The sequence below is a fragment of the Aeromonas sp. 602396 genome, from assembly GCF_049173735.1.
Lineage (GTDB): Bacteria > Pseudomonadota > Gammaproteobacteria > Enterobacterales > Aeromonadaceae > Aeromonas > Aeromonas veronii_A.
In genome coordinates this window covers 147,535-164,388 of the sequence record NZ_JAAKSD010000010.1, presented here as the reverse complement: position 1 = coordinate 164,388, position 16,854 = coordinate 147,535, and the positions used below count along the sequence as shown (strand labels likewise).

At 60.7% G+C, this 16,854-nt stretch carries 13 protein-coding genes and 1 tRNA gene; 6 read left to right on the top strand and 8 right to left on the bottom strand.

Translation table 11 applies throughout. From position 1 onward, the window contains the following. Window position 1: 1 nt before the first annotated feature. Window positions 2-75: transfer RNA gene (locus G5229_RS13525), tRNA-Met, on the bottom strand. A gap of 196 nt (window positions 76-271) precedes the next feature. Here G5229_RS13525 and glgX point away from each other — a divergent pair. Further along, complete coding sequence (gene glgX, locus G5229_RS13520) at window positions 272-2,335, top strand: glycogen debranching protein GlgX (RefSeq protein WP_421209289.1); 2,064 nt, start codon at window positions 272-274, stop codon at window positions 2,333-2,335. A gap of 67 nt (window positions 2,336-2,402) precedes the next feature. Here the strand turns inward: glgX and G5229_RS13515 are convergent, their stop codons facing one another. From G5229_RS13515 to G5229_RS13505, 3 genes are all read right to left on the bottom strand, one after another. Further along, window positions 2,403-3,122 (bottom strand): hypothetical protein, encoded by a 720-nt coding sequence (locus G5229_RS13515; RefSeq protein ID WP_151285685.1) that lies wholly within the window; start codon window positions 3,120-3,122, stop codon window positions 2,403-2,405. A gap of 168 nt (window positions 3,123-3,290) precedes the next feature. Next, window positions 3,291-4,928 (bottom strand): ATP-dependent endonuclease, encoded by a 1,638-nt coding sequence (locus tag G5229_RS13510; RefSeq protein ID WP_421209288.1) that lies wholly within the window; start codon window positions 4,926-4,928, stop codon window positions 3,291-3,293. Between the two features lie 262 nt (window positions 4,929-5,190). After that, complete coding sequence (locus tag G5229_RS13505; protein ID WP_421209287.1) at window positions 5,191-6,069, bottom strand: helix-turn-helix domain-containing protein; 879 nt, start codon at window positions 6,067-6,069, stop codon at window positions 5,191-5,193. Window positions 6,070-6,237: 168 nt separating this feature from the next. Here G5229_RS13505 and G5229_RS13500 point away from each other — a divergent pair, with 168 nt between their 5' ends. Continuing rightward, window positions 6,238-7,155: a DMT family transporter gene (locus G5229_RS13500; protein WP_421209286.1), complete on the top strand. Its 918-nt coding sequence runs from the start codon at window positions 6,238-6,240 to the stop codon at window positions 7,153-7,155. Between the two features lie 69 nt (window positions 7,156-7,224). Continuing rightward, window positions 7,225-8,091, top strand: coding sequence for a LysR family transcriptional regulator (locus G5229_RS13495; protein ID WP_421209285.1), 867 nt, complete (start codon window positions 7,225-7,227; stop codon window positions 8,089-8,091). A 76-nt stretch (window positions 8,092-8,167) separates the two neighbouring features. Here G5229_RS13495 and G5229_RS13490 read toward each other — a convergent pair whose 3' ends face one another. From G5229_RS13490 to G5229_RS13475, 4 genes are all read right to left on the bottom strand, one after another. Beyond that, window positions 8,168-8,944: a TSUP family transporter gene (locus tag G5229_RS13490; protein WP_199415461.1), complete on the bottom strand. Its 777-nt coding sequence runs from the start codon at window positions 8,942-8,944 to the stop codon at window positions 8,168-8,170. 201 nt (window positions 8,945-9,145) lie between these two features. Then, the gene (locus tag G5229_RS13485; RefSeq protein WP_216953485.1) at window positions 9,146-9,901 is read right to left on the bottom strand and encodes a tRNA-uridine aminocarboxypropyltransferase; all 756 of its coding nucleotides are present in this window, start codon (window positions 9,899-9,901) and stop codon (window positions 9,146-9,148) included. Between the two features lie 174 nt (window positions 9,902-10,075). Then, window positions 10,076-11,287, bottom strand: coding sequence for an ROK family transcriptional regulator (locus G5229_RS13480; RefSeq protein ID WP_164536668.1), 1,212 nt, complete (start codon window positions 11,285-11,287; stop codon window positions 10,076-10,078). A gap of 130 nt (window positions 11,288-11,417) precedes the next feature. Next, window positions 11,418-13,085: a methyl-accepting chemotaxis protein gene (locus tag G5229_RS13475; protein WP_103251177.1), complete on the bottom strand. Its 1,668-nt coding sequence runs from the start codon at window positions 13,083-13,085 to the stop codon at window positions 11,418-11,420. 123 nt (window positions 13,086-13,208) lie between these two features. Between G5229_RS13475 and G5229_RS13470 the strand changes: the two genes are divergently transcribed. From G5229_RS13470 to glpB, 3 genes are all read left to right on the top strand, one after another. Beyond that, on the top strand, window positions 13,209-13,664 hold the full coding sequence (locus G5229_RS13470; protein WP_421209284.1) for a YchJ family protein: 456 nt from the start codon (window positions 13,209-13,211) through the stop codon (window positions 13,662-13,664). 242 nt (window positions 13,665-13,906) lie between these two features. Beyond that, the gene (gene glpA, locus G5229_RS13465) at window positions 13,907-15,580 is read left to right on the top strand and encodes an anaerobic glycerol-3-phosphate dehydrogenase subunit A (protein ID WP_421209283.1); all 1,674 of its coding nucleotides are present in this window, start codon (window positions 13,907-13,909) and stop codon (window positions 15,578-15,580) included. Further along, the gene (gene glpB / locus G5229_RS13460; RefSeq protein WP_421209282.1) at window positions 15,570-16,835 is read left to right on the top strand and encodes a glycerol-3-phosphate dehydrogenase subunit GlpB; all 1,266 of its coding nucleotides are present in this window, start codon (window positions 15,570-15,572) and stop codon (window positions 16,833-16,835) included. The genes glpA and glpB overlap by 11 nt, the downstream gene beginning before the upstream one ends. Window positions 16,836-16,854: the final 19 nt, after the last annotated feature.

The window sequence follows — 16,854 nt, the reverse complement described above, 5'->3', positions numbered from 1 at the left end:
GTTGCGGGGGCCGGATTTGAACCGACGACCTTCGGGTTATGAGCCCGACGAGCTACCGAGCTGCTCCACCCCGCGTCTGAGGTCGCCAATAATAGGCGCCAGCGCACAGATTGCAAGTAAATATCTCAAAAAAAGTTTATTCGTAGATTAATCAGACAGAGAGTGAGGACATTAGCAGCATCATGCTGTTTTTTCAGGCAATAGAGTCAAAGCCACATACCAGGCACTACACTCAGTGAGATGAACACTCCTCATTTTGGGTAGGTATGATATGCGCATCTCCGCCGGTCACTGCCGTCAGTTGGGGGCGACACCCGACAACCGCGGCGTCAACTTCGCCATCTGGGCCCGCTTGGCCAGCCGGGTAGAGCTGCTGCTTTTCTCCAGTGCCGAAGATGATAGTCCCGAGGTAATTCCCCTCTCCCCCCGTTTCAACCGAACTGCCTACTACTGGCATATCCATATTGAAGGACTCCCCATCGGGCAACGCTACGCCTACCGTATCCAGGGACCATGGCGTCCCTATTGTGGCACCCGCTTTGATGGTGACAAGGTTCTGCTCGATCCCTATGGGCGCAGTATTGAACTGGGCCCCAACTATGACCGATGGGCGGCTGCACGCCCCGGCAGCAATATGGCTTGCTGCGCCAAAAATCGGGTAGTCGATACCCGCCACTACAACTGGGAAGGAGACAAACTGCCTGCTCACTCTCTCTCCCGCTCGGTGATTTACGAACTCCATCTGGGGGGGTTTACCAACTCCCCGAGCTCCGGGGTCGATCCGGCGCTGCGTGGCACCTATCTTGGATTGATTGAGAAGATCCCCTATCTGCAATCTCTCGGAGTCACCGCCGTTGAACTGCTGCCGGTGTTTCAGTTCGATCCTCAGGATGCTCCCAGGGGGCTATCCAACTACTGGGGATACAGCCCCATGTCCTTTTTCGCCCCCCATGCCCAGTACGCCTGTGGCGATGATCCGCTGACCGAATTTCGCGATATGGTCAAGGCGTTGCACAGGGCCAATATCGAGGTGATCCTGGATGTGGTCTATAACCACACCGCCGAGGGGGGAGATGATGGCCCCACCTTCTCGTTTCGCGGCATCGACAACGAGGCCTACTACATCCTCGACAACAACCAGAAGGACACCAACTACTCGGGCTGTGGCAACACCTTCAACGGCGCACACCCGGTGGTACTGCGGATGATCATGGACAGCCTGCACTTCTGGCGCCAGGAGATGCACGTCGATGGCTTCCGGTTTGATCTGGCTGCCATTTTGTCGCGGGATGAATCGGGCCAGCCACAGGCCAATGCCCCGACCCTGCGCACCATAGATACCGACCCCAACATCGCCGATATCAAGCTGATCGCCGAGGCCTGGGATGCAGGGGGGCTCTATCAGGTGGGATCACTCGCCGGCGCCCGCTGGCGTGAGTGGAACGGCCAGTTCAGGGACGACGTACGCCGGTTTCTGCGCGGGGATGACAACAGCGTCACCGCCTTTGTCGAACGGCTGTGCGGTAGCCCCGACATCTACCACTATCACCACGCCGATCCCGAGAAGAGCATCAATTTCGTCACCTGCCACGACGGCTTTACCCTGTGGGACTGGGCCAGCTACAACAACAAGCATAACGAGGCCAATGGCGAGCAGAACCGTGATGGCTGTGATCACAACTTCAGCTGGAACCACGGCCATGAAGGGGTAACGGACGATCCCCAGATCAATGCCCTGCGCACGCGCCAAGCCAAGAACATGATGGTGGCAACCCTGTTATCGGTGGGATCCCCGATGCTGTTGATGGGGGATGAACTGCTGCGCACCCAGCACGGCAACAACAACGGTTACTGTCAGGACAACGCGACCTGCTGGATGGATTGGCAACCAACTCCCCGCAGCCAGGAGATGTTCCGCTTCATGAAGGAGCTGATCCAATATCGCAAACATCTGTTCCAGCGCCCGGAGCAGGAGAGCATGCCACTGTCGCTCACCGAAATCCTGCGGCACAGCGAGATCTGCTGGCACGGAGTCAATGCCATGCAGCCAGACTTCAGTCCCCACTCCCATGCCATCGCCATGTCGGCCCTGTCAAGCGAAACCCGACTGGCCCTTTACGTACTGTTTAACGCCTACTGGGAGCCCCTCACCTTCAACCTGCCCAGCCCGCCCAAGGGAGTTGGCGGCTACTGGCGGCGGATCCTCGATACCGCCCTCCCCTCACCGCAAGATATCTGCACTTTCGGCATGCCACTGGAAGGGTTGACCAGAGAGTATCTGGCCCAGCCACGCAGCAGTTGCCTGTTTATCTGCGGGGCCGATGACTTCTATTGATTCTCGAGAGTCAGATATGAAAAAGCCCCGGGCCTTGGCTCGGGGCTTGCTCTTTTCAGTACCAGTGTCAGATCAGCTGGTACAGCACGCTGGTAGCGGCGATCTGGGCGATAAGCAGGCCACACAGGGAAGTGGAAACCACCACAGGCGCGGTATCACGCTGCAAGTAGAGCGGGCTGAACCAGAGCAGCAGGGAAGCCACCAACAAGGCAGCCTGTGTCACCACCGCCGGGATCAGATCATCGAGATTGGCTTCAGCCCCTTGCCAGCCCACCAGCACGGCCAGCCAGATAAGGCTGGCCATGGCGCCCGCCAGCGCAGCCAGCGGCAGAAGAGTATTAAACGCCTTGAGGCGGTGACGGGCTCGCAACAGCATCAGGTGAGCAAAGGCAGCTCCCAGCATCACCATCTGCAATAAACCGCTCACCCAGCCCTGCAGCTGCAGCAGCCCGAAGCCATAAACAGCGAGTGGCAACGCCGGCAACCAGAGCAGCGTTGAGGGGACTGCACGCTTGCCCTCCAACCGTGACTGGGCCAGCGACAAGCCGACCCCGAGCACCAGTGCGGCACCACCACTCCAGATCAGCCAACTGGCCGCCTTGGCCTCTACCGCCAGCATCAAGGAGAGCGCGGTAATTACCCAGATGGAAAAGAGCTGCTGAGTGATGCGTGAGCGCTGGCCAGGGCAGATATCACCGCGCCACAACACGATACCGAGGGCAATGAGGGCACCAAGCGCCATCAAGCCGGTAAGGGGAAAGAGCCAAAGTGGGAGTTGGACGAACATGACGCCTCCAGCAGCAAGAATTCGGGGGCGCCACCGGGGCGCCGGAGAAGAGTGGGCGAGTATACCCAAACCTGCGGCTATCCCCAATCACGACAAACAGACCGGCAAAAAATGAGCAGATGCCCCGAAGGTCATGATGCTGCCGACAGGCCCATTATCACACCGACTTCACACCTGACCGCGAGCCAGTGCCACTACCCGCGCAAACATCTGACGCAGCACGGGAGGAATATGCTCGGCACCAAGCCGCTCGGCTTCTTCCACCACCGCCAGCGCCATCCCCGGCTTGCTGCGATGATGAATCGCCTTATTGATGATATGACTGGCACTCCACATGGCTCGTCCGCCCACCCCTGCTTCCCGCCGGAACACGGCTTCAAAACCATTGTGATAGAGGTAATGTTCAATGTCAGAGGCTGGCAACTGAGTCAACCGATCCCGTTCCCGCTCCCCTTTGAGTTGGCCCCGGGCCGAAGCAGCATACTTGAGCCCCGCCTCGTCGCCATCGGTCAACAGGTGCCACTCGATACCAAAATCCCGCGCCACCTTGATCAGCGGTGACTGGCCGCACTGGGCAAACTCGATAATCCGCACCCCTTCGGCCCGCAAACTGTAGCCACAGATCTGGGCCAGCTCGGAGAGCAGCCAGATCTCGGTTTCCCCCTCCACCAGCAGCCAGCAGCGGGCAAACAGCGACATGGGGCGGTTGATCCGCACGTGGAAGGCGATCTTGCGCAGATCGTCACTGCTGTAACGCTCGCCGCCCAGCTGGTGACAGAGAATATCCTGCTGACGGCGCACCAGCCGCCGCACCTGATTGAGCGGCAGGGAAGAGAGCAGATCTCCCGAGTTGGTGGTGAGCAGCTTCTGACCCGGCAGCTGTTCGAGCAATCCCCACGCCAGCGCCAGCATGGTGGGGTGCAGGCGGCTCTCAGGATCTTCGAGGATCATGATGGGGCGAGCCCCCTCCTCCAGCTCGCGATTGCCTCGCGCCTGCAGCAGGGTCGCCGCCATCCCGGCCATCGCCAGTTGCAGGGTGCGGTTATCGGCATGGCGCAGCAGGGTGTGCAGGTTGCCAGGATTGCGCAACGTCATGGGACGATTGATGATGTCACGCTGGCTGCGCGGTTTGTTCTTGATGGGGGCCAGAGCGTTGAAATAGTGATCCATCAGCTGGCGCACTGCTTGCAGCGCCTCCTTCAACTCCGGCTCTCCGATGCGCTGGGGCTCATCGATCAGCTTGTCGGCCAGTTCACTGAGTCTGTGCTCCGAGAGATCTCCCCACTGCAGGGTTTCCACCCCGTTGCGGGCACTGCGAGCGTCCCGCAGCCGGAACACCGGGTTCATGGTGATGAGCATGCAGACCAGCTCGTGGGTATTGGCGATGGGCAAGCTCTTGCCTACCCCGTCGAGAAAATCGTGAATGGTGAGCACAGAGCCATCCGCCTGCAGCTCGGCGCTGGCGCGATAGTGAATGCGGTGGAATTTGTCCTTGTGCAGCACCCAGGAGGGGCAAAGACGGGCCAGCCGACGGGAGTGCTGACACATCTGGGGTCTGTGCTCACTGAAGGTGAGCACCAGTTGCAGATGACGCGAAGGGGCCAGCTCGGGATCTTCCGGTTGGTGAAAATCATCGGCGGTGAACTGATAGGGCTCGGCATTTTGCCCCAGCAGACACCAGAGCGCGCGCAACAGGCTCGACTTGCCCCAGGTATTCTCGCCAATCAGCACTGTGGTGTGATCCAACCCGAGCGAAAGACGATTTATACCGCGAAAACCTTTTACTTCAATACGTTCCAGAAACATCCTGCAATGTCCACGTCACTCAGATTGAGCAATAGTGGCAAAGTTAACTGGAAAATCCTATCGGCAGCCGGGCTTTTTCAACGTGAACTGTGAGGCACTGCAGGTTCGGGAGGGGTGACGACAGCGGTGCGATCTTGCGGGGCATTCCAGTGGCTGAACCAAAGGTGACGGGTACGGATTTGACGTTTGCGATAATTCAATGGGCATTCCTTTCAATGGATAAGTGGTAGAGAGTACACCTCTTTTGCCCAAAGTCTCAGGCTTATCTGTGACGGGAAGATGACAATTGCGCCCGCCACTGCCCCGGCGTCAAACCAAACGCCTCGCGAAAACGATTGCCGAAATGGGCCTGGGAAGAGAAGCCACACTGACTGGCGATGCTGGCCAGCGGCTCGGGGCCAGTCAACAGCTGCTTGGCCCGTTTGAGCCGCAGCCCCAGCAGGTAACGGTGGGGCGGGCAGCCGAGACTCTGGCCGAACATGCGGGCAAAGTGATACTCGCTCAGCCCCGCCTGCTGGGCCAGCTCTGCCAGCGTGACCGAATCGGCCAGATGGGCCTGCAGATACTCCTGCACCCGCTTGATCACCACAGGCGCCAGCCCGCCGCGCAGAGGCGGCAGACCGGGAGCCTCCTCGGTGTGGTGGCGATAGGCGTGGAGGATCAACATCCAGGCGCCGTGGGAGAGTGCCAACCGATCGACCCCTTGCTGCCACTGAAGCTGCATCAACTGGCGCTGCACCAGCGAAGCCGCCTGCGGATCGTCGATAAAGGTCTTGTCCACCAGTTGCAGGTGGCGCCCCTCCTTGTCACACACCTCCTCGGCGATACGGGTGAGGTGAGTCGGGGTGAAGTAGAGATGAAAGAAGCGAAACTCTTCGCGCACCAGCCACTCAGATCTGTGGTGATCCGGCATGATGCACACCTTGCCGGTGCCACCGTGGCCACCCGGCCCATCGAGTCGCTCGGTCTGCTCGCCTCCTTGCAGATAGACGCTCAGGGTGTGGTGGCCCGGCTTGTGATAGCGGGTCTGGTCATAGCAGTTGCGCCAACTGGCGACGCCAAGCCCGGGTTCGAGCCAGCAAGCGTCGTCCAGCCGGGCGCCGGTGCTGACCAGAGCATCAAATACCCCTGCTGTTTTCATTCGCCCCTGCCGCCTGTTCCGGTGTAAGTGTTATGTCGCTGCCACCCATCTTACCGACCGCGCCCGCAGATGACAGCGCAGGGCGATGAAAAACCGCAAGATGGTGCAATCCAGCCATCAGGGCTTGCCCCATAGTGGGTCATCTCTCCCTGACTCACCGGAACAGTGATGAACCTGATGCTCTATCTTGCCACCGTGCTTATCTGGGGCAGCACCTGGATTGCCATCGCCTGGCAACTTGGCCCCATCCCCATCGAGGTGTCGGTGCTCTACCGCTTCCTGCTGGCTGCGGTGGCACTGTTTGCCCTGCTCACCGCCAGCGGCCGCTTTCCGCGCCTGCCGTGGCATGGCCAGCGCTATGCGGCGCTGCTCGGTGCCCTGCTCTTTTCCACCAATTTTCTCTGTTTCTACCACGCCACCCGCTATATCCCGAGCGGCATGTCGGCGGTGATCTTTGCCAGTGCCAGCATCTTCAACGGCCTCAACCTCTGGCTGTTCGAGAACAAGCGCCCCACCCTGCGCTGGCTGCAAGGCTCCTTGCTGGGGCTCTTTGGCACCCTGCTGCTGTTCTGGCCGGTGCTGGCGGATGCGCAACTGGGTGCAAACGGCTGGAAGGGGCTGCTGCTCGCCTGCGGCGGCACCCTCTGCTTTTCGCTGGGCAATCTGGTCTCGGCACGGGGCCAACGCCATGGCTACCACGTACTGCAACTGGTGCCCTGGGGCATGGTTTACGGCGTGGTGCTGTTGCTGGGCTGGGTCATATTGCTAGGCCAACAGCTGGTGGTGCCGACCGATGGCCACTATCTGGTGGCCATGGTCTACCTCGCCCTGTTTGGCTCGGTGATCGCCTTTACCGCCTATCTGACGCTGGTGGGGCGCATCGGTGCCAGCAAGGCCTCCTACGCCACCGTGCTCTTTCCATTGGTGGCGCTTACCCTCTCCACCTTCTATGAAGGCTTTGTCTGGCAGCCGGTCTCGGTGGCCGGAGTGGTGGTGAGCCTGATCGGCAATCTGGTGATCTTCGCGCCGCCCTTGAGCGAATGGCGCATTCGACCGGCCAAGGCAGCAAACGACCCTTGCTCCTGAGCCAGTCAGCCCCTAAGGTAGCGCTGATCAATCTGTGACGATCCTGATGGCGATAAACAAGGGGGCGAGATGTTACTGGAAGGGCTGGAGACGCTGAGCCTACTGGCAAGTGAAGGAACCATGGCCAAGGTGGCCAGTCGCCTCTATATCAGCCAGTCGGCGGTGAGCAAGCGGATTGCCCAGCTGGAGCAGCGCCTCGGCAAGAAGCTGATCGAGCCGGAGGGGCGCCAGATCCGCCTCACCCCGCAGGCCAAGGAGCTGCTTGAGCGAGTGGCCCCGAGTCTGGCCGAAATGAAAGGGGTGCTTGCCGATAGTCAGGATCTGGCGGATCAGAGTCCTCTCCCCATCGCCTGCTCCGAAACCCTGCTGGCGGGTTATCTCGCCCACTTCATGCGCGACTATCTGGAGCACGATCCCCACCTTGCCCTCTCTACCCACCACACGCCGGTCATTCTGGCGCGGGTGCGCAGCGGTGATGCCCTGCTCGGCATCTGCGCCGGTCGGCTCCCACCCGGCCATGGCCTCGGCGCAGATCTGCTACTGGAAGAGCCCTTCTATCTGGTTGGCGAGGGGCAGCAGAGCCTGCCGCCAGCCAGCGCAGAAAGCAGGTGCAAGATCCTCACCATGGATCTGGAGAACCCCTCCAACCGCTACCTGCGCGAACCGCTGGCTGATTTGGGGCTGGAACCCGCCATGGAGCTCGACTCCTATCTGGCGCTCATCGAACTCGCCAAGGCAGGTATTGGCCCTGTGCTGCTCCCCGCTGGCCTGCTGGGACTGGTGGGAGAACAGGGGGAGATGGCACGCCCACTGCCCGGGCTGGGCCGCCCCCTGCATCTGGTCTACCGGCCAAACAGCCTAAAGCGCGAGCGGATTGCCCGGCTGGTGAGCGCCCTGCACCAACACTTTCGCCACTGCAGCGATACACCGCGCTAGCGCTGTAAAACACCAGATATGACAACGGGGCCCAAGGGCCCCGTTAACAATTGCGATGCGGCAAGCAAGGCGCACATCAGATCCAGGCAAACAGCTCGGGATACTGACTCCACACCAGTTTGGCGGACATCAGCAGGGAGACGGTCACCAGCAGCGGCTTGATCAGCTTCACCCCTTTTTTCAGCACCATTTTGGAGCCAAAACGGGCGCCCACAAATTGCCCCAGCGCCATACAGAAGCCGACACTCCACACCACCTTGCCACCGAGGGCAAAAAACAGCAGGGAGGCGATGTTGGAAGTGAAGTTGAGCAGCTTGGTGTGGGCGGTGGCCCGCGCCATGCCAAAACCTGCCAGCGCCACGAAACCGATGGCAAAAAAAGAACCTGTGCCCGGCCCGAAGAAGCCGTCATAAAAGCCGACACCGCCCCCCACCAGCAACGCAAACAGCATGGGAGTCAGACGGCGGGAGCTCTCGGCATCGCTTACCCGCGGCGAGAAGTAGAAGTAGCAGGCAAAGGCCATCAGCAGGAAAGGGAGCAGGCGCTCGAGAATGGCGGCGTCTATGGTCTGCACCGCCAGCGTGCCGATAGCCGCACCGATAAAAGTGCAGATCACCGCAGGCCAGATCATGGCCCACTCCAGCAGCCCCTTGCGGGCATAGAACCAGGTGGCGGAGAAGGAGCCAAAACTGCTCTGCAGCTTGTTGGTGCCGAGCACCAGCGCGGGCGGCATGCCGGTGGCGAGCAACGCTGGCACCGTCAGCAGACCGCCGCCACCGGCGATGGCATCGATAAAGCCGGCGACAAGCGCTACACCGAACAGGGCAAACAGGGTAACCAGTTCCAATTCCATCCATAGACCTCACGAGAGTGGGTTGCCCTAAGGGGTTGGGCAACCGGAGAACACCAAAACGACGTTGTGCGGGGAGCACAGGCTGTCCGCTATCCTAGCGGGCCACTGACCATGAATCTAACGAAACAGTGGCAGCCAATTGATTCCTGATTTTCATTAATTTGAGCGGCCACGCCCCTGCCCCAACCCTCAGAGGGCCCGTTACAGCGCGGGTGACGGGACTTCCGCTTCCTTGATGGCCGCCAGCGCCTCACATAGATGATCCTCATCGGCACCGGGGAAACGGCTGACCCGACCGGCCATGTAGCGTCTGCTGAACAGATTGAACCAGTGCTGCAATGCCTGCCCCGCCTTGAGCTCCCCCGCCACTTCCAGCACGCAGGCCGCCACTTCGGCGGTGCAGAGGTGCTCGTCGCAGTTGGCCACCCGCATCCCATAGGTCGAGAGCGCATCGGGCTTGATGGCCAGCACCGGAAATCCGTCGAGATAGGGGCTCTTGTTGAACATCTTGCGCGCCTCCGGCCAGGTGCCATCGAGCAGGATAAAGAGCGGTTTTTTACCCGGTGCCAGCGTCACCTCGCCGGTCAGGCGGGCAGGCTCCTTCTCGCAAGCGGGAAAGACCACATAGGGCTGCCAGGCTGGATCGGCCAGCAGGGCCAGCAGCTCGGGATGGGGCTGGGTACGTGACCAGAGAAACGCCCAGGTAGTGTCCGGCAACACATCGGCAATGAGGCGACCGGTGTTGGAGGGTTTCATCGGCTCACTGTCATACATCAGCAGGCAGAAACCTGCCTCTGCTTTGAGTTCGGGGCGCCACTCGCAGGCACACCAATCCTCGCGCAGCTGACAGGCCGGACAGCGGGCCAGAGTGCCGCCACGGGCAAGAAACGGTCGGGTAGAGATACTCTTGCGCCAGGCCCGCAGGCGGTTGACGGCGTGATCAGGAACAGGCTTCATCTAGGTTCACAACTGGAGTCAAAACAGGAACGGCAGCGGTGCCAACATGTCACGGCGCCACAGGGCGCGATAACAGGGGGACTGCCGGAAAAGCGCAAGATTGTACCGAGTTACGCGCTGGCGGAACAGCAATCCCTGCCCTTTTCGCCAGACACTGCGCCAACTCCTCTTGTCTTACGACTCCTGACAGCTGCGCAGCAGCTCCAGCAACAGGCTGCCATCGCGCAGCGCCTTGTGCACCTGCACCGAGGTGGGCTTGGTGGGATCTTCGTAGAAGTGGGTGGATTCAATCTGCAGCCGAACCAGATATTCGGCGGGCAACTGGCTGGCCAGCGACTGGTGCAGCATGGGGAACAGCAGCCGATCGGCACGGGTGATCTCGCCCCCCAGCAGCAGCTTGCCCGGATTAAGCAGGCAGATGAGATTGGAGAGTACCTTGGAGAGGCGGCCCGCCGCCTGATGGAGAATATCCTGACAGAGGCCGTTGCCCGCCAGCGCCAGCTCGCACAGCTCGCGGATGGTGACGCTCTCGGGCAAGTCGTGCTCCTGCATCCGTTCGCGCAGATCCCGGTATTGCGCCTCCAGCGCCTGATTGGTCACTAGGGTGCAGGCACAACCAAAGCCGCCGCAGTAGCAGCGCTGGCCATAGGGCTCGAGCTGCAGGTGGCTGAGATCCCCGAGCAGCGCATTCTCGCTCTCGATGAGCTGGCCATTGACCACCATGCCAACCCCGATGTCGTTGTGGACAAACACCAGCACCGCATCGGCGCAATTTTTGGCGGCCCCCCACTCCCGCTCTGCCTGGATCCAGGTGCGCACATCACCACTCACCAGCACAGGTACCGAGAACACCTCCTGCAAGGTCGGCCCAAGCGGCCAGTTGCGCAGATCATAGAAGGGGAAATGTTTGACCATACCGGAGTGACGCTCTACCTGTCCGGGTAGACAGAGAGCGATACAGGCCAGATTGAGGGACTTTCTCGGCAAGAACCCCTGGATCGCATGTACTAAGCTGCCCAGCAGGTCGTTACGCTCAAGCTCGGTAAAGAGGTGGCGATGGCGGGCCAGGGAGCGGCCTGAAAAGTCGAACAGCGCCATATCCACGTAACCACGACCAAGACGCATGGAGAGAAACTGGAAGCGGCGCTCGTTGATGCGCAGCAGGGTCTGACGACGACCGCGCCCCACCGAACTTTCGCCACAGGTCACCACCAGACCACCATCGAGCAGTTCACGAGTGATCTTGGTGATGCTGGCAGGCGAGAGGCCGGTCAGGCGGGAGAGATCGGTGCGCGACAGCTCCTTGTGCTCCTCCAGACTGGCATAGACCAGGCCATAGTTGAGCTGACGGATCAAATCGATACTGCCTTTCACGATCTCATTCATAGGGTATGGATTAAGGGCTGAAACTGGGGCCACCGATTTTCACACATTATTGCTCGATCCCCAAATAAAGCGCGGTCTGAACCGGGGTTCAGACCGCATTGTTGAGTGAATATCACCGAGATGGTCGGGCTCAATAACGGAACTGGGAGACCAGTTTGCGCAATTTGTCACCGGTATTGGCCAGATCGCGGGTGGTGCTGTTGGACTCCATGGCTGCGTCGGTCAGCTCGCTGACGATCTGCTGGATCGCTACCAGGTTCTTGTTGATCTCCTCCGACACCGCATGCTGCTCTTCGGCGGCGGTAGCGATCTGGATATTCATATCGTTGATGGTACTGACCGCCATCACCATGCTGTCGAGGGAGCTGGCAATATGGCTTGCCTCCTGCACCGTCTCCTGACTGCGATCCTCGCTCGCCTGCATCACATCCACCGCCTGCTTCACCCCCCCTTGCAAGCGCTGGAGCATCTCATTGATCTCTTTGGTGCTCTGTTGGGTACGACCGGCCAGCGAACGCACTTCATCCGCCACCACCGCAAAGCCGCGCCCCTGCTCACCGGCACGGGCCGCCTCGATAGCGGCATTCAGCGCCAACAGGTTGGTCTGCTCGGCAATGCCGCGAATGACCTCCACCACCGAGCCAATCTTGGCGGTCTCTTGGGCCAACTGTGCGATGACGCCAGCAGCAGTATGCACCTCCCCCACCAGTCGGTTGATGCTGTTGATAGCCGTACTGACCACACCACGAGCTGCGTCGGACTCACGGGCGGCATCACTGGTTGCCGTCGCCGCGTTGGAAGCACTGGCCGCCACCTCCTGGGCAGTGGAGCTCATCTCGGTCACCGCAGTCACCACCTGATCGGTTTCCCGGCTATGGCCATGCATCTGCTGGTCATAGTGCTCGCTCAGATGGTGCAGCTTGTCAACAGCGGTGAAGAGATGGTTACTGGTCTCGCCAACCTGACTCACCACCGACTGGATCCGCTCGACAAAGCGGTTGAAGGCGCTGGCCAGCTGGCCAATCTCATCGTCGCTCTGCACCTTGAGGCGCTGGGTGAGATCCCCGTCACCATTGGCAATATCGTTCAATGCCAGCACGGCATCAGCCAGCGGCTTGGTAACCCGATTCCCCACGATCACGGTCGCCGCCAGGGTGACACCCAGGATCAGCAAGATCACCAGCACACTGCTCTGCAGCGACTCGTGCATATTGCTTTCGCGCTCGGCGCGCAGGGCCGCCAGCTCGTTGTCGATGTCATCGATATAGAAACCGGTACCGATAACCCACTGGTATTTGTCGAGCGCAATGTTGTAGGCGAGCTTGGGAGCATCACGACCAATGGAAGGTTTGGCCGTCCAGTACTCGGCAAAGCCATCCCCCTGACGGGCCACCTTGATAATGTCCTGGATCAGCAACTTGCCCTTGGCATCCTTGTCGTTCCAGCGATTTTTTCCCTCCAGCTCGGCACGGGTAGGCAGCAATATGGTATTGCCCTCGAAGTCATAGACAAAGAAATAGCCATCGCTGCCGTAACGCAACGGCCTGAGCAGCTCTTTGACCTTCTGACGATTTTCCGGAGAATCCGGCTGTGCATAAACGGCATCGACGGCGGTTTTGGCCATCATGATGTAACTGCTGAGCAGCGCTTTACGCTCCTTGATGGCATTCTCCCTCGCCACCACCAGCTCAGACTCCAGGTCGCTCTTGGAGACCATGTAGTTACTGAGATTGACCACCAGGGCCATCAGCAGCACGGGTACTGCACCCAATAACAGGATTTTCTGTTTTAGCGTCATCTTTCACATCCTTGCAGCTGTTTTTATTGGAATTCCTTGCTTACCCATCAGTATAGGTGCTGGCAGGGCGAGCCCAGCTTTCGTTACAATTCCCTTAAACAAATCGGCCAGAACGTGAAAATCATGAATCTTTGTCCTTGCGGCTCAACCCTTTCTCTCGAATTGTGCTGTGGCTCACGTCACAGTGGCGCGGTGGCTGACACCCCGGAGCAGCTGATGCGCTCGCGCTACAGTGCTTTTGTGCTTGGTCTGGGGGAGTATCTGGTCCATAGCTGGCACCCGGCCCACCTTGGCGGCCTCACCGCCAAAGAGCTCTCTCGCATCGACACCCGCTGGGACGGTCTCGAGATCATCGCCAGCCAGGGCGGCCCGGAGGATGAAACCGGAATGGTGGAGTTCAAAGCCTGGTTTCTGGAGGGGGATGAGCGTCACTGCCTCCATGAGCGTTCCCGCTTCGTGCGTTATCAGGGGCGCTGGGTCTACACCGAGGGAGAGCAGGATCCGGCGCCCCTCAAGGCAGGACGCAACGATCCCTGCCCCTGTGGCAGCGGCAAAAAGCACAAGAAGTGCTGCGGCTGACGCATCACACCCCCACCAGACTCGTCAAACAGTGACAAGGGGCATCCGATGCCCCTTTTTTGTGCCTGTAATTCGCCACCAGCCCACAAACCGATGCGATAACAAGCGTGACAAATGTCACATAATGCTCATTAACGCGCGAGAAAATGAGCGTTTGCGAACGCAAATTTGGCCCATATCAAACATTTCCACACAGAAGTAGGCCACACTGGCCTCATCTGGAAGAGATGAGACGGGCAACAATGAAAAGAATAACTACACAAGTCGTCATCATAGGCGGCGGTGCCACAGGGGCCGGCATCATGCGCGATTGCGCACTGCGCGGCATCGAATGCATCCTGCTCGAACGCGATGATATCGCCGCCGGCACCACCGGCCGCAACCACGGCCTGCTTCACTCCGGTGCCCGCTACGCGGTGACGGACCAGGAGTCCGCCCGCGAATGCATCCAGGAAAACCGCATCCTCAAGCGGATTGCCAGCCACTGTGTCGAGGACACGGGCGGCCTCTTCCTCACCCTGCCGGAAGATGACATCAATTTCCAAACCACCTTTATGGATGCCTGCGCCCAGGCCGGTATCGAAACCCGCCAGCTCGATCCCGGTGAAGCCCTGCGCATGGAGCCCAACGCCAACCCGGCGATGATCGGCGCCATCCATGTGCCGGATGGCACGGTCGATCCGTTCCGCCTCGCCGCCGCCAACGTGCTGGACGCGAAAGAGCATGGCGCGCGCATCTTCACCCACAGCAAGGTGCTGGGGCTGCTGCGCACGCAAGATCGGGTGCACGGGGTCAAGGCGATCAATACCCGCACCGGCGAAGCGTTCGAGGTGGAGTGTCAGGAGGTGATCAACGCAGCCGGCATCTGGGGCCAGCAAATTTGCGAATACGCTGATCTCGGCATCCGCATGTTCCCCGCCAAGGGCTCCCTGCTCATCATGGATTACCGCATCAACCAGCTGGTGCTCAACCGCGCCCGCAAACCGGCGGATGCGGACATTCTGGTGCCAGGCGATACCATCTCCCTCATCGGTACCACCTCCAGTCGCATCGATTACAACAAGATTGACCAGCTCACCGTCGAGCCCGAAGAGGTGGAGGTGCTGCTGCGCGAAGGTATCAAGCTCGCTCCCATCATGGCCCGCACCCGTCTGCTGCGCGCCTACGCAGGCGTTCGCCCGCTGGTGGCGGTGGACGGTGACGACACCGGCCGCAACATCAGTCGCGGTATCGTGCTGCTGGATCACGCCGAGCGCGATGGTCTCAAGGGGTTCAACACCATCACCGGCGGCAAGCTGATGACCTACCGCCTGATGGCGGAGTGGGCCACCGATCTGCTGGCCAAGAAACTCGGTAACAACAAACCCTGCCAGACCGCCGAGCTGAGCCTGCCTGGCTCGCGGGATCCGGAGAAGGTCTCCGCTCCCGGTCTCTCGGTGCCGGTCGAAGGCTCCGCCCAATACCGCCACGGCGAGCGGGTCATCGCCTTCTTCCGTGACAATCCCAAGGCCAACGCCCTGATCTGCGAGTGCGAAATGGTCACCGCAGGTGAAATCGAATACGCCCTGCGCGAGCTGGATGTGGACAACCTCATCGATCTGCGCCGCCGCACCCGTCTGGGCATGGGCCCCTGTCAGGGCGAGCTCTGCGCCTACCGCGCCGCCGGTCTGATGCAGGAGTACGGCAAGGCCGATGGCCGTCAGGCCTGCGTCATGCTGCGCCAGTTCCTTGAGGAGCGTTACAAGGGAACCCGCCCCGTTCTGTGGGGCGATGCCCTGCGCGAGGCCGAGTTCACCTACTGGATCTACGAAGGGCTGTTTGGCCTGGGGGAATGGACGGCGCCACAGCTGGTCGCCGATACCCCACGCGACCCAACCAGCGAGACCACTCACAAGGAGAGCCGTCATGAAGTTTGACAATATCGTTATCGGCGGTGGCATGGCGGGACTCTCGGCCGCCCTGCGGCTAGTAGAGGCGGGCCAGAAGACCCTGCTGATGGCCTCCGGCCAGAGTGCCCTGCACTTCTCCTCCGGCTCGGTCGATCTGCTCGAAAGCGAGGGAGATCCCCGCGCCGCCCTGCCCGCCTTTATGGCTGCCCATCCGGATCACCCCTACAGCAAAGTCGGAATGCAAAATATCGAGGCAAGTCTGGCCGATCTGCAGCGCCACTGCGCCGAACAGGGATTGCCGCTGGTTCGCCACGAGACCAATCACCAGCGCCTGACCCCCATCGGTACCCTCAAGCGCACCTGGCTCTCCCCCGATACCTGCGCCTGTGTCACCGATGCACCGATCCCGGATGTACTGCTGCTGGCCACCCTCGAGGGCTTTCGCGACTTTCATCCGGCACTGGCTGCCGCCAATCTGGCGACCCATCCGCGTTTTGCCCACTGCCGCATTCTGACCGGCGAAATCCGCCTGCCCCAGCTGGCAGAATTCAGCCGCAATCCCCACGAGTTTCGCTCAGCCGATATCGCGCGCCTGTGTGACAAGCACCATCTGGTGGCCGATCTGGCCCGCGAGATCAGCCGCATGGTGCAGGAGAGCGGTGTACCCGGTTGCCGCCATATCGTGCTGCCCGCCTGTCTTTCGCTGGGGCTGGTAGGCCCGCGTCTGACGGAGCTGGAGCAGCGTACCGGCTGCACCATCAAGGAGGTGGCCACCATGCCGCCGTCTCTGATCGGAATGAGAATGCAGGAGGCGCTCAAGCGCCGCTTTATGGCCCTTGGTGGCACCTTCCTCACCAGCGAGCGGGTGCTGGGCGCCCGTTACGACGGTGACCGGGTGGTCGGCGTACATACCCAGAATGGCGATGATCAGCTGTTTGAAGCGGACAACTTCGTGCTCGCCTCCGGCAGCTTCTTCAGCCGTGGGCTGGAGTCCCGTCTGCGCGGCATTCGCGAGCCCATCTTCGATGCCGATGTGCTGAGTCTGGAGGAACGCGATGCCTGGGCCGGTCGCCGCCTGTTCGATCACCACCCCTTTATGGGCTTCGGGGTCAAGACCGACGACAAGCTCAGAGTGCTGCGTGGCGGCAAGCCGCTCACCAACCTCTATGGCGCGGGCAGTGTCTTGGCCCATTACGACCCAATTCGTGAAGGTTCCGGCTCCGGCGTTGCCGTTGCCACCGGCTGGCAGGCTGCCGGCCATATTCTGGGCGCGGCCCAATGATTACTACGTCCCATATCCC